Raw genomic sequence first — 26,054 nt, forward strand, 5'->3', positions numbered from 1 at the left:
GACAGGGCCGATTCCAGGACAGGGGCTGATCTTCCCATGGCAAGTTTGGGGAGCTTCGGTGCCGCTCCATGGCCGACCCTCTTGATCTCCAGCGCATCTCCGCGGCCCTGCGGCGGGTGGGCTGGGTGCGCTTCTGGACCCAGCTGGTGCTGGGGGTCGTGGTGGTGGGGGTGCTGCTGTTCAACAACATCGGCGGTCAGATCGCGGCCCGCGCCGACAAGGCCCTGGGCCTGGGGCCCGGCCTCTCCCTGACCACGCTGTCGTTCTTTGCATTGCTGTTCAGCCTCTGGCAAGGCTGGTTGATCGTGCGCTGCGGCCGCGCCCTGGCCAGTCCGGTGCGGCCCAGCCGCGGCGAAACCGCCCGTCTGATCAAACGCGGGCTGCTGGCCGATCTGGTCGGACTCACCCTGGCGGCGGTGGGCTATCAGGCCCTGGCGGGCAGTCTGTTCGTGCAGGCCTCGATGCAGGCGGGTTTCGCCTTCGGCGGGGTGATGAGCACCCCGAATGGGCGGATCACGAACTATCCGATCACCTCCCTGGAAATGCTCTCGGTGCTGAGCAACACCCAGGTGCTGTTCGCCCATCTGATCGGCCTGATCTTCACCCTCTGGATGCTGCAGCGCATCTCCCGCACGGCCTGAACGGCAGGTGACCCCGCACGGCGGCACGGTCTCACCAGGAGGGTTCAGTCGAGCTTGCGGCTGGGCCGCAGGCTCTCGCAGGGCGGCAGGGCTATGGCATCACCACGCCAGAACAGCTCGGGTTGCAGGGGCGTCAGTGACGCGCCCCCCTCGGCCACATGGGCCACGTCCGTCGGCCACTCGCCCGGCCCCGCCGCCGTGGCCTCCAGATCGTTGGCCACCTCACCTGCCAGCCAGTAATAGGTGCGGCCGCGGGGATCGATGCGCTTGTCGAACTGATCGGTGTAGCGGCGCACGGCGGTGCGGCACCAGCGCAGCGCTCCGATCCGCTCCGGCGGCAGCGCCGGCACATTGAGGTTGAGCAGGGATCCCTGGGGCCAGCCGTCTGCCAGCATTGCCTCGACCACTTCCAGGGCCAGTTCGGCGGCGGGTTCGAACTGGCGCCACTGGAAATCAGCGCTGCTCACCGCCAGGGCGGGCAGGCCCTCGATCGTGCCCTCCATGGCCGCACTGACGGTGCCCGAGTACAGCACATCGGTGCCGAGGTTGGGGCCGTGGTTGATGCCCGACAGCACCAGATCGGGCCACTGATCCAGCAGGCTGAACAGGGCGAGCTTGACGCAGTCGCTGGGGGTGCCGCTGCAGGCCCAGGCGGTGATCCCCTCGGCGAAGAGTTCATCGGCCCGTTCCGCCCGGATGGGGGTCTGAAGGGTGAGGCCATGGCCGGTGGCGGAGCGCTCCTGGTCCGGGCACACCACCGTGACCTGGTGCCCCCGTTGCGCCGCTGCCGCGGCGAGGGTACGGATGCCGCCGGCGAAGACCCCGTCGTCGTTGCTGATCAGGATCCGGAGCGGTGCCATCGGTGTGCTCTGGCTGCTGTGGCTGCTGGCAACCTAAACAGGGCGCCTCCTTACAGTCGGCCATCCCCATCACCCGTGCCGTGACTGCCGTGAGCGCCCCCGTCAGCCTGCAGGAGCTCGTAGGCCAGCTCGATCGGCTCGAGGCGGAGGCGGCCGACGCCATTGCCTCGGCCGCCAGCCCCGAGGCTCTCGAGGAGCTGCGGGTCGGTCTGCTGGGGAAAAAAGGACGCCTGTCAGGGGTGCTGGGGGCCATGGGCAAGCTGCCCGCTCCGGAGCGTCCGCTGGTGGGTCAGCGCGCCAACCGGCTCAAGGAGCAGGTGCAGGGCCTGATGGCCGAGCGGCTGCAGGCGGTGAAGGGGGCCGCCCTGGCCGAACGGATCGCCCAGGAGACGCTGGATGTCACCGCCCCGTGCAGCTTTGTGCCGCCGGGCCATCGCCATCCCCTGATCGCCACCGTGGAGGAGATCGTCGACCTGTTCGCCGGGCTGGGCTACCGGGTGTCGGAAGGCCCCGAAATCGAGACCGACTATTACAACTTCACCGCCCTGAACATTCCGGAGCACCACCCGGCCCGGGACATGCAGGACACCTTCTATCTGCCCGGCGACCGTCTGCTGCGCACCCACACCTCACCGGTGCAGATCCGTCACCTTGAGAACAACCCACCGCCGGTGCGGATCGTGGCCCCCGGCCGCGTCTATCGCCGCGATGCCGTGGATGCCACCCACTCGCCGGTCTTCCACCAGGTGGAGGTGCTGGCGATCGACGAGGGGCTGGATTTCAGCCACCTGCGCGGCACCGTGACCACCTTCCTGCAGCAGTTCTTCGGCGATCTGCCGGTGCGCTTCCGGGCCAGCTACTTCCCCTTCACCGAGCCCTCCGCCGAGGTGGATGTGCAATGGCGGGGCCGCTGGCTGGAAGTGATGGGGTGTGGCATGGTCGACCCTGCGGTGCTGCAGGGTCTGGGTCTCGACCCGGAGCGTTGGAGCGGTTTCGCCGCCGGCCTGGGGGTCGAGCGCTTCTGCATGGTGCGCCACGGCATCGACGACATCCGCCGACTGTTCACCAGCGACCTCCGCTTCCTTGAGCAGTTCTGAGCCGTTGCCTTGATCCGGTGCTCTGCCCTTTCTGAGGCAACAGTGGCTCGGCCGGCTGAGGGGGCGGCTGCGCCTTGTGAACGGGGCCCGTCAGCGGCCGGACGGCGCCCATAAACTCAGCTTGCCACTTGCCTGCGATCGGTGCCCCGGGTCGGACTGATCGTCAACGACGGCAAGGACCTGGCCATCACCACGGCCAACGCCATCGAAGAGCGCCTCCAGAACGGTGGCTTCGAGGTGGTGCGGGTGAGCAGTTCCGGCGGCATGGTGGGCTTCGCCAACCCCGACCAGCACCTGCGCAGCCTCGGCTATGCGGCCTGCGTTCCGCCCCTCTTCAACGCGGACATGGAGCTGGCCGTGGTGCTCGGGGGCGATGGCACCGTGCTCTCGGCGGCGCGCCAGACCGCGCCGATCGGCGTGCCGATCCTGACGATCAACACGGGACACCTCGGCTTCCTGGCCGAGGCCTACCTCAAGGACCTCGATGCCGTGATCGAGCAGGTGATCGAACGCCGCTGGACGGTGGAGGAGCGCACTCTGCTGGTGGTGAGTGTGATGCGCGGTGAGCAGCGGCGCTGGGAGGTGCTCTGCCTCAACGAGATGGCCCTGCACCGCGAACCGCTCACCAGCATGTGCCACTTCGAGATCGCGATCGGCCGCCATGCGCCGGTGGACATCGCCGCCGATGGCGTGATCCTCTCCTCACCCACCGGCTCCACGGCCTATGCGCTCAGCGCCGGTGGCCCCGTGATCACGCCGGACTGCCCGGTGCTGCAGCTGACGCCGATCGCACCCCATTCCCTGGCCTCCCGCGCCCTGGTGTTCAACGATCGGGAGCCGGTGACCGTGTTTCCAGCCACACCAGAGCGCTTGATGATGGTGGTGGACGGCAGCGCCGGCTGCTATGTGTGGCCGGAAGATCGCGTGCTGATCCGTCGCAGCGACCATCCGGTGCGCTTTGTGCGGTTGGCCGACCACGAGTTCTTCCAGGTGTTGCGCAACAAGCTGGGCTGGGGTTTACCCCACGTGGCCAAGCCGGGGTCGGCACCGGAGCAGGGACGATGAGCTCCGCCGTTCTGCTGCTGGGTCCTGAAGCGGTGGCCCTGGCGGAGCGGCTGGCGGCCTCGGGCTATCAGCCCCTCACCGCCCTGGATCACGATTCCAACGTGGACGCGGCCCTGCTCTCATCCGATCAGGCCCCCCAGATCCAGGAGCTGCGGCGCCGCTGGGGTCCGATCCCGGTGTTGCTGGATATCGCAACGGATTCGGTGGAAGGCCGTTCCCGCTGCCTCACCGCCGGCGCCGACGACTACTGGCTCTCCAGCAGTCCACCCAGTGATCTGCTCACCCGCCTGCGGCTCCATCTGCAGCTGGCCACCCGCAGCACGACGCCCTTGCCGGTGCTGCAGGTGGCCGACCTGCGGGTCAACCCCAGCGGCCGTAAGGTTAAGCGCGGCAACCGGTCCGTTGCTCTGACGGCGCGGGAATACCAGCTGCTGCTGCTGCTGCTGCGCCATGCCGGGGAGGTGGTGAGCCGCGAGCAGATCCTGCGGGAGGTCTGGGACGACCAGCAGGCCACGGCCAGCAACGTGATTGAGGTGTATGTGCGCTATCTGCGCCAGAAACTGGAAGAGGGTGGCGAGCGGCGCCTGATCCACACCGTGCGGGGCCGTGGCTACTGTCTCGCCGAGCGCCTGCCGACGCTGGAGGGCCGTGGATGAGCATCCACCGAGAACACTCCCTGCGTGGACTTCGCCTGATCGGAATGACGGTGTTGGTGCTGGCCGCTGGGTGTGCCCGGGCTGGCACTGATCCCCCAGCCACCACCCGCCCCCCTGCAACGGATTCCGCCCCCAAGGCTGCGCCGCAGTTTCTGCCGATCGAGGCTCGCTGGTGCCTGGAGGCCGATCGCTGCATCGACCTGGAGGTGGCTGATGCTCCCCGCGAGCAGGCCCTCGGCCTGCAGCTGCGTCCCCCCTTGCCGCCCCTGCGGGGCATGTGGTTCCCCTACGACCCCCCGGCCCTGGCCCGCTTCTGGATGCACCGCACGCCCGAACCGCTGGACATGCTCTTCGTGCGTGATGGCCAGGTGATCGCGATCGAGACCAACACGCAACCCTGCCCCCATCTTCCCTGCCGGAGCTACGGCCCCGACCAGGCGGTGGACGGGGTGATCGAGCTGGCGGCGGGCCAGGCGGAAGCCCAGGCCATTGTGATCGGGACCCGCGTCCAGCTGGAGCCCCTTCCCTCTGGACCTTCCTTGTCTCCCTAGTCGCCCTCCGTGGCAGCAATCAGGTGTCACCGGCTGCCCCAGTCCGTTTTCAGCCGGGATCGCTACTGTTCCGCTTCCGTCCCGGCTGTCCCCCGGGCCACCTGATCGCATGGAAGCCTTCCGGCTTCTGGAACTTCTGATTCTCCTGGCCGTGCTGGCCGGACTGGTTGGCTTGCTGCTGCGGCGCAACCTCTTCCTCAAGGTTCTCGCCATGGATGTGATGGGCAGTGCCGTTGTGGCGCTGTTTGTGCTGTTGGCAGCCCGCTCGGGCCTGCGCAGCCCCATCCTCGGACGAACGCCGGATGGGGCCATCCAGGCGCTGGGGGTGTCGGCCTGGGCCGATCCGATCCCGCAGGCGGTGATCCTCACGGCCATCGTGATCGGCCTGTCGATCCAGGCCCTGCTGCTGGTGGTGATCTCGCGTCTCTCCCTGCGCGATCCCTGCCTCGATCTGGCCAGCTTCGACATCAAGGAGACGCAGTGATCGCTGCCCTCTCCCCAGAAACGATCCTGACCGCATGGCTGCTGCTGCCGTTCCTGGCGGCTTTCCTGGCCGCCCTGCTGCCGGCACTGGCTCGCTGGCTGGCCCTGGGCTGTGTGCTGGCCACTGCTGCCATCGCCGCGGCGATTGGGCTTCAGGCCATGCCGGCCACGCTCCTGCTTCTTGGCCCTGAAGGGGTCGCGCTGGCGCCCGATGCCCTGGCTGTTCCCTTCCTGTTGCTCAATGCCCTGGTCTGCGGCGCGGTGCTGCTGGATGGCTGGCAACGGCCGAGCACAGGGCCGTTTCTGCTGCTGATGATGGTGCTGCAGGGCGGCCTCAATTCAGCGTTCGTCAGCGTTGATCTGATCAGCCTGTATGTCTGCCTGGAGGTGGTGGGGGTCAGTGCCTTCCTGCTCGTGCTCACGAGCCGATCGGATCGTTGCCTCTGGGTGGGGCTTCGCTATCTGCTGATCGGCAACACGGTGATGACCCTGTATCTGATCGGTGCCGCGGTGATCTATCTCCAGCAGGGCAGCTTCCGCTTCGAAGCGGTGGCCCTCACCAGCGGTGGTGGTGCCCTGGCCCTGCTGCTGGTGGGCCTGTTCACCAAATCCGGTCTGTTCCTCTCGGGCCTGTGGCTACCGCGCACCCATGCCGAGTCGCCGGCTGAGGTGTCTGCCCTGCTCTCCGGCGTAGTCGTCGCCGGCGGACTTTGCCCCCTGGTGCGTCTGATGGATGTCGTGCCATCGCTTTCGGCCGTGATGGTCCCGATCGGCCTGGCCAGTGCGGCCCTCGGCATCCTGTTCGCGCTGGTGGAGACCGATGCGAAGCGCCTGCTGGCCTGGAGCACCCTCTCCCAGGTGGGCTTTGTGGTTCTGGTGCCGGCCGCAGCTGGTCTGTATGCCCTGGCCCATGGGTTGGCCAAGGCCACTCTCTTCCTGTTGGCACGGCGTTTCCCCAGCCGCCAGCTGCTGGGTTGGGTCAGTCGGCCCCTGCCGGCTGCAGTCGCCTGGCCCCTGTGGATCGCGTCCCTCTCGATCGTGGGGGCGCCGCCCTTGCTCGGATACCTCGCCAAGCAACAGCTGGACGAGGCGATTGCCGGGCCAACGGCCCTGGTCACCACGGTGCTGATGGTGGGCACAGCAGCGGTCTATGTCCGCCTCTGGGGCACCCCCTTGTCAGCGGCTCTTCCCCATGATCCAGCCGCACCGGACGCCGCGCTGGAGCAAGCCCGATCGGGGGCCTCCTGGTCTGCCGGGGTCGTTCTGTTGCTGGCGGCCTTGCTGCTGTTGACTGTGCTTCTGCCCATCGCCGGGTGGGGTGGGTCGGCCTCCTTGGTTGGTTCGACAGCCTCGATGGCTGATCTGTCCAGCTCGATCCTCAAGGGTGCCGCCAAGACCGCCCTGGTTCTGCTGGCGGCCCTGATCGTCCACCGCACCCTGGAGCCGCTGCGCCGACTGGGCCAGCTGAGGCTGCCAGACCTGGAACGTTTCCAGGATCTTGTCGGCAGCGTCGGGATTGTCGGGGCCTCCCTGATGGTGGCGCTGCAGCCATGAGAAGACTCCTCCCCCTGTTCTTGAGCACCGGCTTCCGGCTGCTGCTCTGGTGCCTGCTCACGGCCGATCTCGGTCGTCTCAATCTGCTGATCGGTGTGGCCGTGGCCCTGGCTCTGCCGAGAGCCCGATCGAGGCCGCTGCCCCTGCGAGAGCTGGTGCGCGCCCTCTGGCTCAGTCTGGCGGCCGTCCCCCAGGCCTACGGCGAGGCCCTGAGGCTGATGGTGGCCGTCGATCTGGAGGAGCGTCTGATCCAGGAACCGGTGACGAATCGAAGCATTCCGCTGCTGATTTTCCTGGACGTGTTCCGCATCACCCTCACGCCGTTCACGATCGCCCTGGGGCTGGAGCCCGATGGCCAGCATTACCGCGTCCATGCCTTGCTTCCCCGGCGGCAGACGCTCAGGCCATCAGCCGAGGAGACGCCATGACCGTGCTGCTCTGGGGCATGGTCCTGGCCCTGCTGATTCCGATTGCCGTTGCCTGCCGCCAGCAGGACGTCTGGCACCGGCTGGCCGCCTTCGCGAGCATCGCCTCGAAGGTGGCCCTGATCATCCTCGTTGTCTCGGTGGTGAGGAGCGACTGGATGCTCGGCCTGGTGGGGGTGATCGTGCTGAGCGCCGGCAATGCGGGCATGCTGCTGCTCGCCAATCTGCTGCGGGAGGAGCGGTGATGGGCCTGGCTGCCATCAGCGAAACCGCCAGCCTGCTGCTGCTCGGCACCGGCCTGGTGTTCTGGTTCTGGGGAACCTGGCCCCTGCTGGAGACCTCCAGCTATGCCCGTAAGCTGCATGCCCTTTCGGTGGCCGACACCCTCGGCTCGGCCCTGATGCTTCTGGGTCTGCTGCTGCGCATTCCGCGGCAGTGGCCGCTGCTCACCCTGGGGCTGCTGGCACTGATGCTGTGGAACACGATTTTCGGCTATGTGCTGGCGACCTGTTCCCAATCGCGCAGAAGGCCCACGGGCTTCTCCCGCAACCCGCAGGGGGAGCCGCGATGAACCAGGTCTTCACCCTGGCCAGCGATCTCGATCTGTTGCTGCCGATCACGGCCCTGCTGCCACTCACTGCCATCCTGCTGGTGAGCCAGTCCAACCCCTACCAGACCCTTGTGCTGCGCGGAATCCTGGGATCGGTGGCCACCCTGCTCTATGCCTTGCTCGGCGCTCCCGATGTCGCCCTGACTGAGGCACTGGTGGGCACCTTGCTCTCGACAACGCTCTACGCCGTGGCCCTGCGTTCCTCGATGGCGCTGCTGCTGTCCGTGCCCGAGGGCGAGCCCCTGCAGGAGGAGCGGATCCAGCTGTTGCGCACCTGGCTGGAGCCTCTGCACCTTCGTCTTCGCCTGCTCTCCAGGTCTGAGGCCAGCGCCAGCGGACCCATGCCCTGCCACGGCCGCATCGAGCAGGGGCAACGGCTGGTACTCGGCAACCCCCAGCTGGCGGCGAAGTTGCGGGCTCTCGAGGGCTTCCAGCGCTGGCAGGACGACGGCGGTGAGCTGGTGCTGGAGCCGCGGCCATGACCTGGCTCTACCTGCTGGCGGCGATCGCGCTCTGCCTGGCGCCCCTGAGCTCGCCCCTGCCCGTGGCCGAGCCGCTGACTTCCCTGCTGGCTGGCATCACCTCCCAGACCGGCGTTCCCAACCTTGTGTCGGGCGTGATTCTCCACACCCGGCTCTACGACACGGTCGCCGAAGTGGTGGTGTTCACCCTGGCCTCGCTCGGCGTTCGCTTTGTTCTTGCCGGCGAAGTCGCCGCAGCACGGGTCCGCTCCCTCGACGACCCCCCATCGGTGACGCTCTGCCGCCTGGGAGCGACGATCTCAGCCCTGATCGGGGTGGAACTCGCCCTGCGGGGCCATCTTTCCCCAGGAGGAGGCTTCGCCGCCGGGGTCGCCGGTGGCACCGCGATCGGATTGCTGCTGATCAGTGGATCCGCCGCCGCCTTCGACCGTCTTTACAAGCGCTACCGGGCCGATCTCTGGGAAAAGGCCGCCGTGATCGCCTTCGTGCTGTTGGCGTTCCTCGCCCTGGATGGCCTGGCGCCGCCGCAGGGGGCTTTCGGCAGCCTCGCCAGCGGTGGCTGGATTCCCCTGCTCAATATTCTGGTCGCCCTCAAGGTGACGCTGGGCTCCTGGGCGATGGTGCAGCTCTTCGTTCGTTACCGCGGTTTGCTCTGAAGGGCGGGCTTGACTCCGGTCAGCACCAGCACTGGATTGAGCGGCGCCAGGCGGGTGCCCTCGGCCAGGGGAGCGCCGCGCCAGGCCTGATGCTGGCTGACGCTGAGGCAGAAACCGGCCTGCTCCAGCCGGGGCCGCAGGTCCGCCAGGGCTTCCAGGGTCGCCAGGGGAAGCACCACTCTGCCGCCGGGCCGCAGGCGCCCCATCACAGCCTCGAGGATCGGACCGCGATCTCGGCCGCCGCCGCCGATCAGCACCCGATCGGGATCGGGCAGCTGTTCCAGCACCGCCGGCGCTCGGCCTTCGAGGATGGCGGCCGGTCGGACGCCCAGCCGTGCCGCGTTGGCTTCGATCAAGGCGCTGGATCCACTGCGGCTCTCCACGGCCCAGAGCTGCAGAGCCGGCCGCAGCCGCAGCGCCTCCAGTCCGATCGTGCCCACCCCCGCCCCCAGGTCCCAGAGCACACCGCTGGGCGGCAACTCCAGATCGGCCAGCAGCTGGATGCGCACCTCCCGTTTGGTCATCAGACCCGGCCGGTCGTCGTGCTGCAGCCAGAGCCCATCGGCCAGCCCGAACAGGGGCAACGCCAGCGGATCCGGCGGCGGCGGCGCCTCCGCGAGCAGCACCACCAGGTGCAGCGGATCGAGATCCTCCGGCAGGGCCGCGGCAGGCGCCAGCCGCTGCACCCGCTCGGCTGGATGCCCGAGCCGCTCGCAGACCCACAGGCCGTAGGCCGCCTCCAGGCCCGAGGCCCGCAGCAGGCTGCGCACCTCAGCAGCTCCACCGCGGCCCGGATCGGTCAGCACCGCCAGGGCGGCAGGACGCTTCTGCAGCGCCGCCGCCAGCGGCGCCGGATCACGGCCATGCAGGCTGATCCAGCTGGCGTCCTGCCAGGGGCGGCCGAGGCGGGCGAAGGCCAGCTGCAGGGAGCTGGGGGCGGGATGGAAGCGCAACTGCTCCGGGCTGAAGTGCTGCAGCAGGATCCGGCCGATGCCGAACCAGAGCGGATCGCCGCTGGCCAGGAGCACCACGCGGCAGTTCTTGGCCAAGGCCTCTTGCAGCCGGGGGATCAGTTCGGCGGGTCTGTCGCTGGCGATCAGGAGAGGCCCAGAACCTGGTCCGGATGCGTCCGAAGCGCCTGAACCCGTGATGGCTGACTTGGCGGAGAACAGTCCTGCAGCCTCCGTCAGGGTCTCAGTGGTCTGCGGGCCCTGGATCTTCGACCAGAGCTCCAGCTCGTCGAGCAGGCGAGCCGGGGCGGCCACCAGCGCAGCCTTGCGCACCAACTGCTGTGCCGCCGCCGGCAGGCTGGCCATGCCGCCGGCACCGGTGCCCACCACATCCAGCCAGGATTGTTCGCTCAGGGCTTGCCACGGCCAGTGCTGGCCATGATGCTCAACTCCGTTCCCTCGGGAGTCCGTCGGCCACTCCGCCATGCATGACCGCCGCCAGCGCATCCACGATCTGGTGCTCGCCCTGCTGGCCCAGCAGGGCGACCTGGAGCTGCTTTCCGGCGACGGTGCCGGCCTGCCCGATGGCGATGCCGGCACCTGGATCGAGCGCAACCGCCGGGTGGTGCTGCGTTATCAGGCCCTGGTGCGCTCCGCCGTCACCCTCGATGCCCTGGTGGATCAGGAGGTGAATGGGGGCTTCCCGGCGCCGAATCCCCAGGAGTGGCAGCCGTGATCGAACGGGACAACCCAGCTCTGACAAGCTGGGGGCATCCATAGAACCTGCATGGCGCGTTTTGGCCTGTCCGCCCTGACATCGCTGCTGCGGGACGCCGGATCCCGTCCGGTTGAAGGGTCCCGCCGCAGCGCCGGCACGGCCTGGAAGCCTCCGGTGGCCAGCTGGTCGCGACCCTTTGGTCTGGGTTGGGACGCGCCCTACACCGTGCGCTACGCCAGCAACCTCGACGACGGCCCCAACCACGGCATGCCCCTGGGGGGCTTCGGCGCCGGCTGCATCGGCCGAGGCCCCGATGGCAGCGTCAACCTCTGGCACCTGGACGGCGGCGAGCACTGGTTCGGCACCCTGCCGGACTGCCAGTTCGCCCTGTTCGAGAGCGATGGCAGCAGCAGCCGCGCCCATGCCCTGGCCGTGAAGCCGCCGCTGGACGCCTCCCGGCCCGAGGCGGGCGAGCCCCTGACCAGCTGGAGCTGGTACCCCGCCAGCACCGCCGAGACCACCACCGGCACCTACGCCGCCCGCTATCCCCTCAGCGCCACCCACTACAGCGGTGTGTTCGCCGCCGAGCTCAGCTGCGAGGCCTTCAGTCCGATCCTGCCGGGCGACTACCAGCGCAGCAGCTATCCGGTGGCGGTGTTCGTGTGGACGCTGCACAACCCCAGCGACCGCCCCCTGGACCTGTCGTTGCTGCTGAGCTGGCGCAACACCGTGGGCTGGTTCCGCAATACCGATCCCTCCGCCTCGGTGCACTTCCGCGACGACGGCAGCCCAGAGCACAACTACGTGCCCGCCATCGGCCACAGCCGCGGCCAGCGCAACCGCTGGATCGATCAGCCGGGCCTGCAGGGGATCCTGCTGGAGGGCGAGCGTAGCGAGCCGATCGCCGAAGGGGAAGGGCAGTGGTGCCTGGCGGTGCCCGATGCCGCAGCCCTGGAGGCAGCCGGCGTGCCGGGGGCCCGCATTCAGCGCTGCAGCCGCTGGAACCCGGCTGGCAGTGGCGCCGAACTCTGGGAACCCTTCGCCCGCGACGGCTCCATCCCCGATGGCGACAACGATCGCCGCAGTGCGGAGAACGATCCCGCCAGTGCCGCCCTGGCGGTGCAGCTGCGCCTGGAGCCCGGCGCCACGGTCGAGATCCCAGTGGTGATCAGCTGGGACCTGCCGGTCACGGCCTTCGCCAGCGGCACGACCGCCCTGCGTCGCTACACCGATGTCTTCGGTGCGGTGGGAGACAATGCCGCCGCCATCGCCGCCGAAGCCCTGCGGGACTGGCGCGGCTGGCTGGAGCGGATCGACGCCTGGCAGCAGCCCGTGCTGGAGCGCACCGACCTGCCGGAGCCGCTGCGCATGGCCCTGTTCAACGAGCTCTATGACCTGGCCAGCGGCGGCAGCCTCTGGACCGCTGCCAGTCCCGCCGATCCGGTGGGCCGCTTCGGGGTGCTGGAGTGCCTCGACTACGCCTGGTACGAGAGCCTTGATGTGCGGCTCTACGGCTCCTTCGCTCTGCTGCAGCTCTGGCCGGAGCTGGACAAGAGCGTGCTGCGCAGCTTCGCCCGCGCCATCCCCGCCGCCGACCCCACACCGCGGCCGATCGGCTGGTATTTCACCCAGGGGCGGGGCCGCGTCGAGGCCGCCCGCAAGGTGGCTGGTGCCACACCCCACGACCTCGGGGCCCCCAACGAGCGGCCCTGGGATGCCACCAACTACACCGCTTATCAAGACTGCAATCTCTGGAAGGATCTGGCCAGCGACTTCGTGCTGCAGGTCTGGCGCACGTTCCGGCTCGCCCCGACCGGAGAAGACCTGCGCTTCCTGGCGGAGTGCTGGCCGGCCGCCGTGGACGCGCTGCGCTACCTCAAGACCTTTGACGCCAACGACGACGGCCTGCCCGACAACGGCGGCGCCCCGGACCAGACCTTCGACGACTGGCCGCTGCAGGGCGTGAGCGCCTATTGCGGTGCGCTCTGGATCGCGGCCCTGGAGGCGGCCCTGGCGATGGGCCAGCGCCTCCAGCTGGAGCTGGGCCTCGACACCTCAGAGGAGCAACGGCAGTTCAGCGGCTGGCTGGAGCAGTCACGCGCCAATTTCGACCGGTTGCTCTGGAACGGCGAGTACTACGCCATAGATGCCTGTAGCGGCACCCCCGTGGTGATGGCCGACCAGCTCTGCGGCGATTTCTACGCCCGCCTGCTCGGTCTGCCCGCCGTGGTGGCCGACGATCGTGCCCATTCCGCCCTCAACGCCGTCAAGGAAGCCTGTTTCGAGGGGTTCAGGGGTGGCAGCCTCGGTGTGGCCAATGGCCTGCGTCGCGACGGCACGCCCCTCGATCCCAACGGCACCCACCCGCTGGAGGTGTGGACCGGCATCAACTTCGGCCTGGCCGCCTACTACCGGCTGATGGGCGACAGCAGCACCGCCTTCGCGATCACCGGCGCCGTGGTGCAGCAGGTCTATGGGGGCGGCCTGCAGTTCCGCACCCCCGAGGCGATCACGGCGGTGAACACCTTCCGCGCCTGCCACTACCTGCGGGCCATGGCGATCTGGGCCCTGTGGGCCACCCATACGGACTGGCAGGCGATTCCCGGCGCGGAACAGCCGGCCCCCTGGCCGTTGCACAGGGAGCAGCCAGCTTGAACGTGCCTCCCCTGAAGCGGCGCTGGGCCCACCCACTCCAGCCTGGCCTGGCCCTGATCCTGGGTCTGCTCTGCTGGCTGGGCTGGCCAGCGCTGGCGATGGCCCAGCTGCATGCCCATCCGGATCAGAACAGCATCCCGGTAGTCCGCAGCCTCGAGAGCCTGCGGGACCTCGACGGTCAGAGCTGGCAGGTGGTGGCCTACCGCCAGGGTCCGGTCGGCGGCCCCTTGATCCTGCGCCTGGTGGGCTACCCCGGCAAGGTGAGGCTCGACCACCCCACCAACCTGCAGGTGGTCAGCGGCCGCCTCAGCTGGCAACTGGCCGATGTGACCCTGGCCAGCACCGCCCTGGCCGGCGATGGTCGGGCCGCGGCCGCTGAGTTTGATCTGGCGCCCTTGCTGGCCGATCTGCAGCAGAACCGGCCGCTGCGGCTGCAGCTGAGGGGAGTGTTCACCGACCTGCCGGTGCCCCCTTACGTGGTGGCGGAGTGGCGCAGCCTCAACGACGCCGCGGAGCCAGTGTGAGCCTGCCGACCTCGCCTCTGCCGAGCCCACGGGCGGGCATCGGTTACTGCTCGTCCTCCAGCCAGTGGCACGGCTGGATGGAACGGGCCCTGCAGCTCGCCGCCCTCGGAGCCGGCCGGACCAGTCCCAATCCGATGGTGGGGGCCCTGGTGCTGGATCGAAGCGGCCAGCTCGTGGGCGAAGGCTTCCATGCCGCGGCCGGCGAACTCCATGCCGAAGTGGGCGCGCTGGTGCAGGCCGGTGAGCGGGCCCGCGGCGGCACCCTGATCGTGACCCTGGAGCCGTGCTGCCATCAGGGCCGCACGCCCCCCTGCAGCCAGGCGGTGATCCGCGCCGGCCTGGCGCGAGTGGTGGTGGCCATGGCCGATCCCGATCCCCGGGTGGCCGGCCGTGGCATTGCCCAGCTGCGCTCGGCGGGCCTGGAGGTGATCGTGGGCGTGGCGGAAGCGGCAGCCCTACGCCTCAACCGCGCCTTTCTGCATCGGGTCCAGACCGGTTGCCCCCTGGCCATCCTCAAGTGGGCCATGGGCGTGGATGGCCGCACGGCGCTCCCGAATGGCGCCAGCCAGTGGATCAGCGGCAGTGCGTCACGGGACTGGGTGCACCACTTACGGGCCAGCTGCGATGCGGTGATCGTCGGCGGCGGCACGGTCCGAGCCGATGACCCGCTGCTCACCAGCCGGGGGCGACGCTCGCCGGAGCCGCTGCGGGTGGTGCTGAGCCGCAGCCTGGCCCTGCCGGAGCAGGCCCGTCTCTGGGACCAGGCTGACGCCGCAACCCTGGTGGCCCACGGGTACGAAGCCCAGCCGCGGCGGCGCTTCCAGCTGGATCGACGCGGTGTGGAACGGCTGGTGCTGAGCCGTTGCGAACCCACGGAGCTGCTCGAGGCCCTGGCCCGGCGCGGCTGCAACCAGGTGCTGTGGGAATGCGGCCCTGCTCTGGCGGCGGCGGCCCTGCGGGTCGGGGCCGTGCAGGAGATCGTGGCCGTGATCGCACCAAAACCAATGGGTGGTCTGGCCGCCTTCACACCCCTGGATGATCTCGGCTTCACGGCCATGGACCAGGTGGCCGCATGGACTGCAAGACCGCCATCCGTGTTGGATGGCGACCTGCTCTGGCGCCTGGAGGCCCCTGCCTCGTGATCATCCTGCCCTTTGACCTTGGTCTTCTGTTGAGCGGCCTGCTGCTGGCCGTGGTCGTCTGGATCGGGATGGACCAACTGGCCCGGCTGGCACGGCCGAGCGGTCTGGCGCGGCGCCTGCTGCTGCGGGCGCGCCTCAGTGTCAGCCTCACGATTGGGCTGGGCACCCTGATCTGGTGGGGGTTCGAGCGCCTGGGCTGGGATCTGAGCCGCAACGGCAGCGAGGTGCGGCAGGTGGTGCTGATCCTCGGACTGGTCTGGACAGTGCTGCGCTGCAAAAGCGCCCTGCTGGCCCATGCCGGAGAAAACCTGGAGTGGTTGCAGCAACGCAGCCAGGCAGACCGCAACTTTCTTCAGGACCTGCTCAACAAGCTGATCACGGGAACGTTGCTGCTGCTGGCGACACTCGAGGTGCTGCGCCTGATGGGGGTGTCGCCCACGCTCTTGCTCACCGCCAGTGGCTTCGGTGCGGCCGCCCTCGGGTTTGGCGCCCGCACCCTGGTGGAAAACCTGCTGGGCGGGGTGATGCTGTATGTGAACCGCCCCTTTGTGATCGGCGACTTCATCCAGGTGCCGAGCCAGTCCCTGCAGGGGACGGTGAAGGTGATCGGGCTGTATTACACCCAATTGATCACACCGGATCAGCAGCCTCTCTATCTGCCCAATGCCACCTTCGCCAGCTCGGCGATCCTCAACGGTGCGCGCCGCGATCACCGTCAGGTGCTGGTGACGTTCGGCATCCGCTACGACGATCAGCCCCTGCTGGAGCCGATCCTTTCCGCCTTGCGCGAGGAACTGACCCAATGCCCGGGGGTGGAGCCATCCCTGCCCAGGCGGGTGCATTTTGTGGGATACGGGGAATCCAGCCTCGATCTCCGTCTGGAGTGCTTCGGGGGCGGCAGCTCCGATGCCTATTACGAGCTGCAGCAGGAGATCCTTCAGCGGATCGGCCGGGTCGTGGCCAGCCAGGGCGCCGCGATGCCCTTCCCGACCAGGCTGGTGCTCCAGACCAAGCCTCAGAACGAGGATCCGCAGGAGAGCTCAGCGGGGGCCGAAGGGTAAGGGGCTACCAGGCTCGCGGCGGCGGATCAGTCGATGGAGTGGCTGTGCTGGACCAGATCAGCTGGGAATGAAGTGACGCAGGCGGTAGGCCTCGCTGGCTGTGCGGTGCTGCAGTTCCTCATCGCTGAGCTCACTCTCCTGACGCTGCTGGGCCGCGATCACGTCGCTCTCGCTGAGCTGGTAGCCCTGTTCCGCCGCCAGGGCCAGAAAAGCGGCCAACTCCAGGGGCTGATTCAGCCGCTGCTGCAGGTCGGCATCGGCGCGGGCGCGGGCGAGAAAGGCATCGAGTTGATCAAGGCTCATGAATCAGGTCCGATGGGTGTCTCAGTCCTAAGCCCACAGCGTGCCAGGTGCTCAGGGGTCGTCCCGCAGCGGCGGGTGGCTCTTCTGGACTTCGCTTTCCTGCACCGTGAGGCGGCTGATCAGGATCCCCATCACAACCGCGATGTACAGCGGCCCCACCACGGTGAACAGCACCGTGAACATCTGCGCAGCTGGCGTCTGGGGCAGGATGTCGCCGAAACCCACGGTGGTGATACAGACAAAGGCGTAGTAGGTGAGACGCACAAAGTTGAGGTTCCACGGCACTTCCAATGAACTGGTCGGCCCTGGCAGGATGAGTGGCTTTTGATCGCTGGCGCTGATGAAGCTGCCCGGCTGGAGGGTCTCCAGCACCGTCACCACCATGCCGGCCGTGAGGCCCAGCAGCAGGTAGCCGGCCACGGCCCCCATCAACACCTTCTGGTTGATCAGCTTTTCCTCCGACAGGAACAGGATCAGCCGCTGCAGGCTCCAGGCGATGAAGCCGGTGATCAGCAGCAGCAGGGGAAGGCCGCTGTTGCGCACCTCCAGCGGCGTGAACGACCAGAACACCATCGACAGCAAGCAGGCCAGCCCCACCAGGCGGAAGGCCAGATCGTTGCTGCGGCGGCCGCCGGGCCGCAGCGTCTCGCGCAGCTGCAGGCTGAGAATCAGCAGCAGGAGTCCGTAAACAAGATGGGCCAGCCGGTTGAACGGAGCCGGCAGGCTCAGGCAGCCCAGGATGAACAGGTCGAGCAGCAGCAGGTTGCGGTAAAAGCGATGTCGGCGAGATCGCCGTCGATCCGGACTGAGATCAGTTGGACTCAGCAGATGCATGCAGCCGCCTCGGTTGCCTGCATTGTGGGGCCGCCGTTCGGTTCTCCCACCCCGCCCTCGGGGCTCCCCTGCAGCAAGGACCCTTAGTTTGGTCAGACTACGGACGACTGACGATGGCCATCCGCCAGGACGACAAAGGTCCGAACCGGCGCTTCGGAGTGATTAATCTGGTACTGATCGGCTTCGGTGTGCTGTTGCTGTTCAGCAACTTCCTGCCGTCGCAGGGAATGCAGCAGGTGCCGCGGGTGCCCTATTCGCTGTTCATCGATCAGGTGAACGACGACAACGTCAAACGTGCGTACATCACCCAGGACCAGATCCGCTACGAACTCAAGAGCCCTGAGGAAGAAGGCGCGCCCTCGGTGCTGGCCACGACCCCGATCTTTGACATGGAGCTACCCCAGCGCCTGGAGCAGCATGGGGTTGAATTCGCCGCTGCTCCTCCCAAAAAACCAAACTTTTTCACCACGCTGCTGAGCTGGGTGGTGCCTCCGCTGATCTTCATTCTGGTGCTTCAGTTCTTCGCCAGGAGAAGTGGCATGGGCGGCGGCGCCCAGGGAGCCCTCAGCTTCACCAAGAGCAAGGCCAAGGTCTACGTGCCCGATGAGGAATCGCGCGTCACCTTCGCCGATGTGGCTGGCGTCGATGAGGCCAAGCAGGAGCTCACCGAGATCGTCGATTTTCTCAAGACCCCGGAGCGCTACGCCGCCATCGGCGCCCGCATTCCCAAGGGCGTGCTGCTGGTGGGTCCTCCCGGCACCGGCAAGACCCTGTTGTCCAAAGCAGTGGCCGGTGAGGCCGGTGTGCCCTTCTTCATCATCTCGGGCTCCGAGTTCGTCGAGCTGTTCGTCGGTGCCGGTGCCGCCAGGGTGCGGGATCTGTTCGAGGAAGCCAAGAAGAAAGCGCCCTGCATCATCTTCATCGACGAACTCGATGCCATCGGCAAGAGCCGCTCCGGGTCGATGGGTGTGGTCGGCGGCAATGATGAACGGGAGCAGACCCTCAACCAGCTGCTCACCGAGATGGACGGCTTCGCAGCTCAGGACAAGCCGGTGATCGTGCTGGCGGCCACCAACCAGCCCGAAACGCTCGATGCCGCCCTGCTGAGGCCCGGCCGATTCGATCGCCAGGTCCTGGTGGATCGGCCTGATCTCTCAGGCCGCAAGATGATTCTCGACATCTATGCCAAGAAGGTGAAGTTGTCGGGCAGCGTTGATCTCGACAAGATCGCCCAGGCCACCAGTGGCTTCGCCGGCGCCGATCTGGCCAATCTGGTCAACGAGGCCGCCCTGCTGGCGGCCCGCGCCTACCGCACCAGTGTGGAGCAGGGCGACCTCAACGAAGCGATCGAACGGGTGGTGGCCGGCCTGGAGAAGAAGAGCCGAGTGCTCCAGCCCGATGAGAAGAAAGTGGTGGCTTATCACGAAGTGGGCCACGCCATCGTGGGTCACCTGATGCCAGGCGGCAGCAAGGTGGCGAAGATCTCGATCGTGCCGCGCGGCATGGCAGCCCTGGGGTACACGTTGCAGCTGCCGACGGAGGAACGCTTTCTCAACTCCAAGGGCGATCTCGAGGGGCAGATCGCCACATTGCTCGGGGGCCGCAGCGCTGAAGAGATCGTCTTCGGTGCCGTGACCACCGGCGCCGCCAATGATCTGCAGCGCGCCACCGACATCGCCGAGCAGATGGTGGGCACCTACGGTATGAGCGAGACCCTCGGGCCCCTCGCCTACGACAAGCAGGGCGGCAGCCGCTTCCTCGGTGGGCCCAGCAACCCCCGCCGTGTCGTCAGTGACGCCACCGCCCAGGCGATCGATAAGGAGGTGCGCACCCTGGTGGATCGGGCCCATGAACGGGCCCTGTCGATCCTGAACCACAACCGTGGGTTGCTCGATTCGATCTCCGAGAAGATCCTCGAGAAGGAGGTGATCGAAGGCGACGATCTCAAGGATCTGCTCGCTTCCAGCACCATGCCCCAGGGGGAAGAGGCTGTCAGCTGTGCAGATCAGCTCAGCCCAGCCTGAGTCCCAGACAGGGAAGCGTCCCGCCCCGGATGCTTCCGGGTCTCCGCCCTTGACGGCGGGGCCCCCAATCCCGGATAAGGGTTCTTTGAGATGGGGCGATGACCTCCCAGCTCTCCAGCCTCGCCTCGCTGCTGAGCGGCCTGCGCGGATCGGATCTCCTCTCCTCCGCTGATCTGAGCGGCGATCAGACCCTGGCCCTGCTGCAGCTGGCCGCCGAACTCAAGAGTGGACAACGCCGCATCGACCTGGGCGGCAAGACGCTGGGCCTGATCTTCACCAAGGCCTCAACCCGCACCCGGGTGAGCTTCACGGTGGCGATGGCGCGCCTTGGGGGGCAGACGGTTGATCTCCACCCCTCGGTCACCCAGGTGGGGCGCGGAGAGCCGGTGGCGGATACGGCCCGGGTGCTGAGCCGTTACGTGGATGCCCTGGCGATCCGCACCTTCGCCCAGCAGGAGCTGGCCGAGTACGCGCACTGGGCCTCCATCCCGGTGATCAATGCCCTCACCGACCTGGAACATCCCTGCCAGGCCCTGGCCGATTACCTCACCCTGCAGGACTCCTTCGGGGAGATCGAGGGCCTGACCCTGGCCTACGTCGGCGACGGCAACAACGTGGCCCATTCCCTCCTGATCGCCGGCGCCTTGCTGGGGGTGAACGTGCGGGTGGGCTGTCCGGAGGGGTTTCTGCCCGATCCGGCCGTGGTGGAGCAGGCCCGAAGCCTGGCCGGAGATCGCTGCCGCCTGGAGGTGCTGCACGATCCGGTGGCAACCGTGCGCGGCGCCCAGGCGCTCTATACCGATGTGTGGGCCTCAATGGGCCAGGAGCAGGAGCAGACGGAACGCGAGCGGGCCTTTGCGGGCTGGTGTCTGGATGAAGCGCTCCTTTCCGAAGCGGACAGTCGGGCGATCGTGCTGCATTGCCTGCCGGCCCACCGCGGCGAAGAGATCAGTGCCGGCGTGATTGAGGGTGACGCCAGCCGGGTGTTTGATCAGGCGGAGAACCGCTTGCATGTGCAGCAGGCCCTGCTGGCGGCGGTGCTGGGGGCGTTCTGAGTGGCTCCGGGTTCCAATCCGGCCGGCCGATCTCTGGACAAAAGTGGCCCCAGAGCGATACAGATGTATCAGGTGCTCGATGATCTGTGCCGGTACTCCCTCCTCCTGCCGCTTCCACCCTGGAAACGCTCACATCGGCCCAGCGCGAGTTGTACGACTGGCTGGAGGGGTATATCGCCGCCCATCGCCACAGTCCTTCGATCCGGCAGATGATGCAGGCGATGGGCCTGCGTTCGCCGGCCCCGATCCAGAGCCGGCTGAGGCATCTGCAGCAGAAGGGCTGGATCACCTGGCAGGAGGGCCAGGCCCGCACTCTGCAGCTGCTGGGCGAGCGCTCCGAGGGAATTCCGGTGCTTGGTGCTGTAGCGGCCGGAGGCCTGGTGGAAACCTTCGACGATGTCCAGGACCGGCTCGACATCGCGCCGCTGCTGGAAAGTCGTGGCCTGTTTGCCCTCACCGTGAATGGAGACTCGATGGTGGGCGCCCACATCGCTGACGGTGACATGGTGCTGATGGAACCGGTCAGCGATGCCAGCCGAATTCGGCCCGGCACCATCGTCAGCGCCCAGGTACCCGGCAGCGGGACCACACTCAAGCACTTCCATCCCGATGGAACCCAGATCCGCTTGGAGGCCGCCAATCCCGCCTACGAACCGATCGTGCTGCCCGCCGACCAGGTGCTGATCCAGGGTCGCCTCGTGGCCGTGTGGCGCCAGCTTTGAGTCTGCACAACAGCTCGACGGAACCCATCCAGCCAGGACAGGCCGCGGTGTAAAGTCTCCTGGCGAGCGACGGGGCTCTCCGGGCCAAGCGAAGTCACCAGAACTTCGTTCGTTTCTTGCAAGCATGGGGCCATAGCTCAGCTGGTAGAGCACCTGCATGGCATGCAGGGGGTCAGCGGTTCGAATCCGCTTGGCTCCATTAATCACTGTTTTTGTTTGGGCTTGTTTCAGCAAGATATTTGGTTGAATTTGGTTTCAACTTTATATTTTAATTCAATTTTTCGTACTCGGCTCTCTCTCCAGTTCATTGGAGAATTTTTATGGGGCCTCTCTGGGTGCCCTCAAGCCTGACTTCGTTGACCATCTGTGGCCTGGCAACTCACGGATAACGCCCGGCCCCTGCTGGGGTTGTGACCGGCACCACCTTCATCCCGATCGGTGCCAGGGCGATCAAAGCCAGCTTGATGTGCTGGATGCCGAAGGGAATTCCCACGATGGTCACAAAGCAGGCCAAGGCGGAGCTGAGGTGGCCGATCGCCAGCCACCAGCCGGCCAGCAGGAACCAGATCAGGTTCCCCACCAACCCCAGCGGCCCCGTTCCGAAGTCGCCCTGGCCGGTGAGCTCCCGACGACTGACGGCCTCATAGCCGAACGGCCAGAACGCGAAGTTGCCGATCACGAAGCAGGCGCGCGCCCAGGGAATCCCCACGATCGTGAGGGCGGCGACGAGGCCTGCCAGCCACCATCCCACCCCCATCACAAAGCCGCCGAGGACAAACCAGAGGATGTTGAGAAGGAGGCTCACGCTGGAACAGGCAGGTTGCTGCTGATCGGTAGCCACACGATGACCTCCATCCAAGGCGATGACCAGCGCACGGGCAGTTCCCGTGCTGACCCCACACCCCCTGGTGGGGCCGTCAGGGCGGCGCTACGACCGGCTCCCCTTCCCTGGCCGTCATGGTGTCGACGACGCGCCCGTTACTTCCTGGCATCACCGCGGTTCGGGTGGCCCTTGGGCTGGCCTGTCTGGGCCTGGCAGCCCTGGCCCCAGCGGCGGAGGCGGCAGGCCTGATGCGGCTGCGGCGCACGGATCGCGTCCTGCCGGGCAGTGGCGATCCTGTCTGGGCACTGCAGCTGGAGCTGCCGGGAGAACCCCTGCGGTCCTATGCGGCCCTTGCGGGACGGGCGGATCGGCAGCAGGCAGATCGCCATCGCCTCGGCAGCCGCTCACCCCTGCCCCCCGGGCACTACCGCGTCTCCGAGATCGTCTCCCTGGCAGGGTCCGATGATCTGCCGGTTGAGCTGGGCCGCATCAGCTGGATCGGCCTGGAGCCGCAGTTCCCCACCGATCGCCGTGCCCTCGGCATCCATCTCGATCCAAGCGCGGGGCATGGCAGCGAGAGCGGCACCGATGGCTGCATCGGCATGATCCATGCAGATGATCTGCTGACGCTGACGGCGTTGCTGCAGCAGCACGGGGTGAGCGAACTTGAAGTGCTGCCCTGAGGGCTCCTGTGAGCCCGAGGCAGGTCGCACCTCCAGGCCAAGACATCCAACACCGCGGACAAAACCACGGCAGATTGTCCCTCTTCCATCTCTGGAACTGGGCAAGGCATGACCGGCAACCTCGCCGCCATCGGCTTTCTGTTCACCTGGGTGCTGGGCTGGGGCATCGGCGGCTCCCTGATCGACGCCGCACTGCTCCACGTCGGTGTCTACTCGCTCGAGACCGGTCAGCTGGGCACCCTCGCCACCTTCGTGGGCTGGACAGTGGTGTGGGGAGGATTGGGCTGGTGGCTCTACGAGCGGCTCACCGCAACGCCCTCGTCGTCGGATTGAGTGATGCCTGGCAGAGGCTTGGTCGCTGCCTGGCAGAGGCGTGACCGGTGCTGGTTCGCTGATCAGCCAGAGCGGCATTGGATGGGTGTCCGCTGACCAAGGCATCCGGTCGCGATCCCGTTGAACCCGCCGGGACCACCCCAGACGCATCGCCAGACAGCCGTACGACCGCGCTCCACAGCACCAGGGGAAGCGGCCGAGCCCGTGGCAGCGACCTCACGGGGCTCATGCGTGAACCAGCGGATTAGCCATCATCGGACAGAGATGTGCTTAAAGACACACGCGAGAGGGCATGTTCATGCCGATTTGACGTGTTGAAAACCTGATCACGATGCCATCGTGATCAGCACTGGGCATCAAGAAAGATCACGTCAGATTGGCGCAGCTTCCGGCGAGGTGATCACACTGGTGTTGCGCTGAATCGATCCACAGCTGATGACGTCTTACCTCACCTGGCGGCGGACCGTCCTGCTATCCACCCTGGACGGGCTGATGGCCAGCAACGCCGCCACGCCCGCCCACGGGTCCACCCTCCAGGCGGCAGACCAGGGCAATGAGGCCGAGACCAACGGGGTGTTCGAGCGTCTTGAACGGGAGCTGTCGCGCTGCATGCCCGTGGCCGAAATCGCTGCCACCACCTCGGATCTGCTCACGTCGCGGCGCTGCACCTCCTCTCCGGCACGGCTGCGGATGCTCGATGGCTTCCGCCGTCATCTTCTGGTGCGTCAGTCCTGAGTTGAGCCGCTGGCAAGACAGCCCCAAAGAGGCTGATCGAAATCAAGCCGTTCCAATCAAACGAGATGACATCATCAGAGCAAAACGAACCACTAAAAGGTCTGGGTCCAGCCAGGAGCGTGTTGACGGGATACTCGAAGTAGCGATCCTTCAGCTGCAGATCTATGCCTGCGGCATGCTGGCGTCGGCAGCCTCTTTGGCCGCGTCGAAATGTGCCGCCAGAACGGCATCAGCTCTGGTGAGGCTATCCACTTTATGTGTGAAGATCTCGGCCTCGACATGGCCCCAACCGAGCTGAAACTCGGCGTGATGGCCCTGGCGTTCACAGATCTCACCAGCCTGATTCACCCACGCCAGGGCGGAGACAAAGTCCGGGAAGGTCCAGGCCTTGCGCAGGTGGTGGGCGTCCACCACCTCCCAGCCCGGCAGTTCCTGCAGCACGGCGTCGCATTCCTCTGGGGTGAGGGTGGGCGCCCCATCCCGGCAGGGAACGCAGGTCTCATCTCCGAGGGCCATGGGGTGTCGCGCGTTGCTGCCGCAAGTATGGGCAGAATTCCCATCGCGCCGCCGCTCCTGACCATGCTTCTGCGCCTGCTTCTGCCCCTGTTGATTGTGCTCTTGGTGGGCTGGGGCGCACCGTCCGCGGCCCTGGCCTCGATGTTTCACCTGGAAGGACCGTTGCCGGCTGATCTCGGCATCCACGGAGGCTCGCTGTCACCCTGTTCCAGCTCAGCGCACTGCGCGCGTCAGAACTGGTCGGTTGCCGATCCCGATGCTGCCGTGGAGTTCCTGGCATCCCGGCTTGAGGCCACCGAAGCGATCCGCATCGTGGAGCGTCAGTCCAACTACCTGCATGCCACCGCCACCAGCAGCCTGTTCGGCTTCGTGGACGATCTCGAGCTCCTGGCGGATCCTGTCCACCAGCAGGTGCAGGCCCGCTCCGTATCGCGGCTCGGGGATTCCGATCTCGGGGTCAACGCCCGTCGCCTGGAGTGGCTCAGCACAGCTCTGGAGCGTGACTGAACTCTTGTCAGGGCACGGGGCTGGCCTCGGCAACCGCTTCTCGACCCAGGCTCAAGAAGCAGGTGACTGGAGTCTCGCCCCAACGCCCCCTGATGGATTCGAACCATCGACCGGCTGCTTAGAAGGCGGTGGCATAACAGGGGCAAACCCCAGTGCACAACTAGAGCGGGTTGGCCGCCGTGCGCAGGGGTGTGCGCAGGGATGGTGTAATTCCCTGCAGTCCTTGCGCACAGGGTTGACCCCCTGCAACCGGTTGCCTTGTAGGCAGGCTGTCGATCACCAGCGCACCGATCCCCAACCGCCCGCCACCAGCTGCTTGGCTCTGCGTTGGGCAGCTTCGATCTCGGCCGGATCGCCGCCGGCCCTGGCTGGGTGAACAAGGCCGAGCAGCTGGAGCGCTACCTGCATCGCCGCTTCTCCGCCAAGCGCTTGCCTCAGTCCGAATGGTTCACTCTCGACTCTGAGGATCTCGTTTTCGTCCGCTCCGTATTTCTGAAAGCGGGCAGCGATTACAAAGCTGGCGGGCATAAATCGCCAGAGGTTGAACCCCCAGCCCCGCCACCACCGCGCAAACCTGAGCCGCCAACACCAGCGCAGGTCCGAAACTCTGGTGTGCCTGAGGGCTGGTCGGATCAGCAAGCGCGAGCTGCCGCCTATCGCCATGCTTCTCGAGCGGCAGGGCAGAACGCTCAGGCCTCTGAGCCCAGGAGTTCGGGAGATGCTCAAAATCGAGCAGGGGGTAAGAAGTCATTGGTTACATGCCAGGTGCGGCGCTACGCCTACGCGGCCATGGCGGTGCCGTTTCTTGTGACAGGAGCGGTAGTGATTTCTTTCTTTGTGGACGTCGGCAGATCCCTAAAGCCAGCCGCCCCTACTGAAGCCACTTCTCACTTCACCCTGCCACCACTGCCCGAGAACCTGGATCCCGTGGTGCCACCACAGCCACAACATCAACTGCAGTCACAAGCACAAACTGAAAAATCAGAGCCCGTGGAGACTCCACAGCAGGCCAGGGAGCGCAAGCGTGCTGAAGAGGAAGCCCTGCGAGAAGCGCAGGCCTCTCAACGAAGGGCTGCCGCGGAACAGATCCGTCTTGAGTGGGAACGCAAAGAACAGGCCAAGTTCGAGAAGGCTCAGGCCTACCTGCGCTCTCAGTGCGTGGCTCTTGGAATGACCTCCTTAGACCTGCGCTGCGCGGAGGCGGGCCGAATCGTGATCGCCTACAGGAACAAGCAATACCAGCGCCGTAAGCAGGAGGCAGAGGCCTACTTCAACGACCCAAATAGCCCTGTTCCGCCGATGCGTGCGACAACGCCTGCTACCCGTTCAGCCCCTCCACCAGCCCCCTCTTTCACATCTCCCTCTTTGCCCCCACTGCCATAGCCCTGA

Annotated in this window: 31 protein-coding genes and 1 tRNA gene; 26 read left to right on the plus strand and 6 right to left on the minus strand. The window is 66.9% G+C overall.

Translation table 11 applies throughout. The features are described 5' to 3' along the window. Window positions 1-68: 68 nt before the first annotated feature. Window positions 69-641 (plus strand): DUF3611 family protein, encoded by a 573-nt coding sequence (locus tag VB777_RS09450; RefSeq protein WP_197153846.1) that lies wholly within the window; start codon window positions 69-71, stop codon window positions 639-641. A 44-nt stretch (window positions 642-685) separates the two neighbouring features. On the opposite strand, the gene surE is transcribed toward VB777_RS09450, so the two are convergent. Then, complete coding sequence (surE, locus tag VB777_RS09455; RefSeq protein WP_323248569.1) at window positions 686-1,501, minus strand: 5'/3'-nucleotidase SurE; 816 nt, start codon at window positions 1,499-1,501, stop codon at window positions 686-688. A gap of 89 nt (window positions 1,502-1,590) precedes the next feature. Between surE and pheS the strand changes: the two genes are divergently transcribed. The 11 genes from pheS to VB777_RS09510 all read left to right on the plus strand — a co-directional run bounded on the left by pheS (window position 1,591) and on the right by VB777_RS09510 (window position 9,080). Beyond that, window positions 1,591-2,598: a phenylalanine--tRNA ligase subunit alpha gene (gene pheS, locus VB777_RS09460; protein WP_323248572.1), complete on the plus strand. Its 1,008-nt coding sequence runs from the start codon at window positions 1,591-1,593 to the stop codon at window positions 2,596-2,598. 141 nt (window positions 2,599-2,739) lie between these two features. After that, window positions 2,740-3,663 (plus strand): NAD(+) kinase, encoded by a 924-nt coding sequence (locus VB777_RS09465; protein WP_197169654.1) that lies wholly within the window; start codon window positions 2,740-2,742, stop codon window positions 3,661-3,663. Beyond that, on the plus strand, window positions 3,660-4,319 hold the full coding sequence (locus VB777_RS09470; RefSeq protein WP_197153850.1) for a response regulator transcription factor: 660 nt from the start codon (window positions 3,660-3,662) through the stop codon (window positions 4,317-4,319). Before VB777_RS09465 ends, VB777_RS09470 begins: the two co-directional genes overlap by 4 nt. A gap of 44 nt (window positions 4,320-4,363) precedes the next feature. Further along, entirely contained in the window at window positions 4,364-4,870 is a 507-nt protein-coding gene (locus VB777_RS09475) for a DUF192 domain-containing protein (protein WP_197169656.1), read from the plus strand. 109 nt (window positions 4,871-4,979) lie between these two features. Beyond that, entirely contained in the window at window positions 4,980-5,354 is a 375-nt protein-coding gene (locus VB777_RS09480; protein WP_197169657.1) for a cation:proton antiporter subunit C, read from the plus strand. After that, on the plus strand, window positions 5,351-6,907 hold the full coding sequence (locus VB777_RS09485) for a proton-conducting transporter membrane subunit (RefSeq protein ID WP_231597745.1): 1,557 nt from the start codon (window positions 5,351-5,353) through the stop codon (window positions 6,905-6,907). Before VB777_RS09480 ends, VB777_RS09485 begins: the two co-directional genes overlap by 4 nt. Further along, the gene (locus tag VB777_RS09490) at window positions 6,904-7,335 is read left to right on the plus strand and encodes a Na+/H+ antiporter subunit E (protein WP_197153852.1); all 432 of its coding nucleotides are present in this window, start codon (window positions 6,904-6,906) and stop codon (window positions 7,333-7,335) included. The genes VB777_RS09485 and VB777_RS09490 overlap by 4 nt, the downstream gene beginning before the upstream one ends. Next, window positions 7,332-7,577: a hypothetical protein gene (locus VB777_RS09495; RefSeq protein WP_197153853.1), complete on the plus strand. Its 246-nt coding sequence runs from the start codon at window positions 7,332-7,334 to the stop codon at window positions 7,575-7,577. Before VB777_RS09490 ends, VB777_RS09495 begins: the two co-directional genes overlap by 4 nt. Continuing rightward, entirely contained in the window at window positions 7,577-7,903 is a 327-nt protein-coding gene (locus tag VB777_RS09500; protein ID WP_197153854.1) for a monovalent cation/H(+) antiporter subunit G, read from the plus strand. The genes VB777_RS09495 and VB777_RS09500 overlap by 1 nt, the downstream gene beginning before the upstream one ends. Further along, complete coding sequence (locus VB777_RS09505; RefSeq protein ID WP_197169658.1) at window positions 7,900-8,424, plus strand: hydrogenase subunit MbhD domain-containing protein; 525 nt, start codon at window positions 7,900-7,902, stop codon at window positions 8,422-8,424. Before VB777_RS09500 ends, VB777_RS09505 begins: the two co-directional genes overlap by 4 nt. Next, the gene (locus tag VB777_RS09510) at window positions 8,421-9,080 is read left to right on the plus strand and encodes a Na(+)/H(+) antiporter subunit B (protein ID WP_197169659.1); all 660 of its coding nucleotides are present in this window, start codon (window positions 8,421-8,423) and stop codon (window positions 9,078-9,080) included. The genes VB777_RS09505 and VB777_RS09510 overlap by 4 nt, the downstream gene beginning before the upstream one ends. Here the strand turns inward: VB777_RS09510 and cbiE are convergent. Then, a complete protein-coding gene (cbiE, locus tag VB777_RS09515; RefSeq protein WP_416223912.1) occupies window positions 9,062-10,396 on the minus strand; it encodes a precorrin-6y C5,15-methyltransferase (decarboxylating) subunit CbiE in 1,335 nt (444 codons plus the stop codon). The two genes, VB777_RS09510 and cbiE, sit on opposite strands and share 19 nt — an antisense overlap. Window positions 10,397-10,514: 118 nt before the next feature. Here cbiE and VB777_RS09520 point away from each other — a divergent pair, with 118 nt between their 5' ends. From VB777_RS09520 to VB777_RS09540, 5 genes are all read left to right on the plus strand, one after another. Next, window positions 10,515-10,766 carry a hypothetical protein gene (locus tag VB777_RS09520; protein WP_323248578.1) on the plus strand — a complete coding sequence of 84 codons (252 nt, stop codon included), beginning with the start codon at window positions 10,515-10,517 and terminating at the stop codon, window positions 10,764-10,766. Window positions 10,767-10,817: 51 nt separating this feature from the next. Then, window positions 10,818-13,403 (plus strand): GH116 family glycosyl hydrolase, encoded by a 2,586-nt coding sequence (locus VB777_RS09525; protein ID WP_197169661.1) that lies wholly within the window; start codon window positions 10,818-10,820, stop codon window positions 13,401-13,403. Continuing rightward, the gene (locus VB777_RS09530) at window positions 13,400-13,927 is read left to right on the plus strand and encodes a DUF3122 domain-containing protein (protein WP_370594611.1); all 528 of its coding nucleotides are present in this window, start codon (window positions 13,400-13,402) and stop codon (window positions 13,925-13,927) included. The genes VB777_RS09525 and VB777_RS09530 overlap by 4 nt, the downstream gene beginning before the upstream one ends. A gap of 77 nt (window positions 13,928-14,004) precedes the next feature. Then, window positions 14,005-15,069, plus strand: coding sequence for a bifunctional diaminohydroxyphosphoribosylaminopyrimidine deaminase/5-amino-6-(5-phosphoribosylamino)uracil reductase RibD (gene ribD / locus VB777_RS09535; protein WP_323248604.1), 1,065 nt, complete (start codon window positions 14,005-14,007; stop codon window positions 15,067-15,069). Continuing rightward, window positions 15,066-16,130, plus strand: coding sequence for a mechanosensitive ion channel family protein (locus tag VB777_RS09540; RefSeq protein WP_231597747.1), 1,065 nt, complete (start codon window positions 15,066-15,068; stop codon window positions 16,128-16,130). The genes ribD and VB777_RS09540 overlap by 4 nt, the downstream gene beginning before the upstream one ends. Before the next feature lie 57 nt (window positions 16,131-16,187). Here the strand turns inward: VB777_RS09540 and VB777_RS09545 are convergent, their stop codons facing one another. Together VB777_RS09545 and VB777_RS09550 are read right to left on the minus strand one after the other, a co-directional pair. Continuing rightward, window positions 16,188-16,433, minus strand: a complete 246-nt coding sequence (locus VB777_RS09545) for a Nif11-like leader peptide family RiPP precursor (protein WP_323248580.1) — start codon at window positions 16,431-16,433, stop codon at window positions 16,188-16,190. A 51-nt stretch (window positions 16,434-16,484) separates the two neighbouring features. After that, window positions 16,485-17,267: a potassium channel family protein gene (locus tag VB777_RS09550; RefSeq protein ID WP_323248582.1), complete on the minus strand. Its 783-nt coding sequence runs from the start codon at window positions 17,265-17,267 to the stop codon at window positions 16,485-16,487. A gap of 113 nt (window positions 17,268-17,380) precedes the next feature. On the opposite strand from VB777_RS09550, the gene ftsH reads away from it, so the two are divergent. The 4 genes from ftsH (at window position 17,381) to VB777_RS09570 (ending at window position 21,267) form a co-directional block, all read left to right on the plus strand. After that, a complete protein-coding gene (ftsH, locus tag VB777_RS09555) occupies window positions 17,381-19,291 on the plus strand; it encodes an ATP-dependent zinc metalloprotease FtsH (RefSeq protein ID WP_197153863.1) in 1,911 nt (636 codons plus the stop codon). A gap of 98 nt (window positions 19,292-19,389) precedes the next feature. Further along, window positions 19,390-20,346, plus strand: a complete 957-nt coding sequence (argF, locus tag VB777_RS09560) for an ornithine carbamoyltransferase (RefSeq protein ID WP_197153864.1) — start codon at window positions 19,390-19,392, stop codon at window positions 20,344-20,346. A gap of 86 nt (window positions 20,347-20,432) precedes the next feature. Next, window positions 20,433-21,068, plus strand: a complete 636-nt coding sequence (gene lexA / locus VB777_RS09565) for a transcriptional repressor LexA (protein ID WP_197153865.1) — start codon at window positions 20,433-20,435, stop codon at window positions 21,066-21,068. A gap of 126 nt (window positions 21,069-21,194) precedes the next feature. After that, a tRNA-Ala gene (locus VB777_RS09570) sits at window positions 21,195-21,267 on the plus strand. Window positions 21,268-21,447: 180 nt separating this feature from the next. On the opposite strand, the gene VB777_RS09575 is transcribed toward VB777_RS09570, so the two are convergent. Next, complete coding sequence (locus tag VB777_RS09575; protein WP_197153866.1) at window positions 21,448-21,873, minus strand: YccF domain-containing protein; 426 nt, start codon at window positions 21,871-21,873, stop codon at window positions 21,448-21,450. A gap of 152 nt (window positions 21,874-22,025) precedes the next feature. On the opposite strand from VB777_RS09575, the gene VB777_RS09580 reads away from it, so the two are divergent. The 3 genes from VB777_RS09580 (at window position 22,026) to VB777_RS09590 (ending at window position 23,642) form a co-directional block, all read left to right on the plus strand. Next, the gene (locus VB777_RS09580; protein WP_231597748.1) at window positions 22,026-22,574 is read left to right on the plus strand and encodes a L,D-transpeptidase; all 549 of its coding nucleotides are present in this window, start codon (window positions 22,026-22,028) and stop codon (window positions 22,572-22,574) included. 108 nt (window positions 22,575-22,682) lie between these two features. Next, window positions 22,683-22,907 carry a hypothetical protein gene (locus VB777_RS09585; protein ID WP_197153867.1) on the plus strand — a complete coding sequence of 75 codons (225 nt, stop codon included), beginning with the start codon at window positions 22,683-22,685 and terminating at the stop codon, window positions 22,905-22,907. A gap of 435 nt (window positions 22,908-23,342) precedes the next feature. Then, window positions 23,343-23,642 carry a hypothetical protein gene (locus tag VB777_RS09590; RefSeq protein ID WP_197153868.1) on the plus strand — a complete coding sequence of 100 codons (300 nt, stop codon included), beginning with the start codon at window positions 23,343-23,345 and terminating at the stop codon, window positions 23,640-23,642. Window positions 23,643-23,804: 162 nt separating this feature from the next. Here the strand turns inward: VB777_RS09590 and VB777_RS09595 are convergent, their stop codons facing one another. Further along, window positions 23,805-24,158 carry a 4a-hydroxytetrahydrobiopterin dehydratase gene (locus VB777_RS09595; protein ID WP_322757499.1) on the minus strand — a complete coding sequence of 118 codons (354 nt, stop codon included), beginning with the start codon at window positions 24,156-24,158 and terminating at the stop codon, window positions 23,805-23,807. 27 nt (window positions 24,159-24,185) lie between these two features. Here VB777_RS09595 and VB777_RS09600 point away from each other — a divergent pair, with 27 nt between their 5' ends. Next, window positions 24,186-24,665: a DUF1499 domain-containing protein gene (locus VB777_RS09600; RefSeq protein ID WP_323248586.1), complete on the plus strand. Its 480-nt coding sequence runs from the start codon at window positions 24,186-24,188 to the stop codon at window positions 24,663-24,665. 327 nt (window positions 24,666-24,992) lie between these two features. After that, window positions 24,993-26,048 (plus strand): GIY-YIG nuclease family protein, encoded by a 1,056-nt coding sequence (locus tag VB777_RS09605; protein WP_323248588.1) that lies wholly within the window; start codon window positions 24,993-24,995, stop codon window positions 26,046-26,048. The last annotated feature ends 6 nt before the right edge of the window (window positions 26,049-26,054 follow it).

Source organism: Synechococcus sp. CCY9202, from assembly GCF_034931685.1.
Classification (GTDB): Bacteria; Cyanobacteriota; Cyanobacteriia; order PCC-6307; family Cyanobiaceae; genus CBW1002.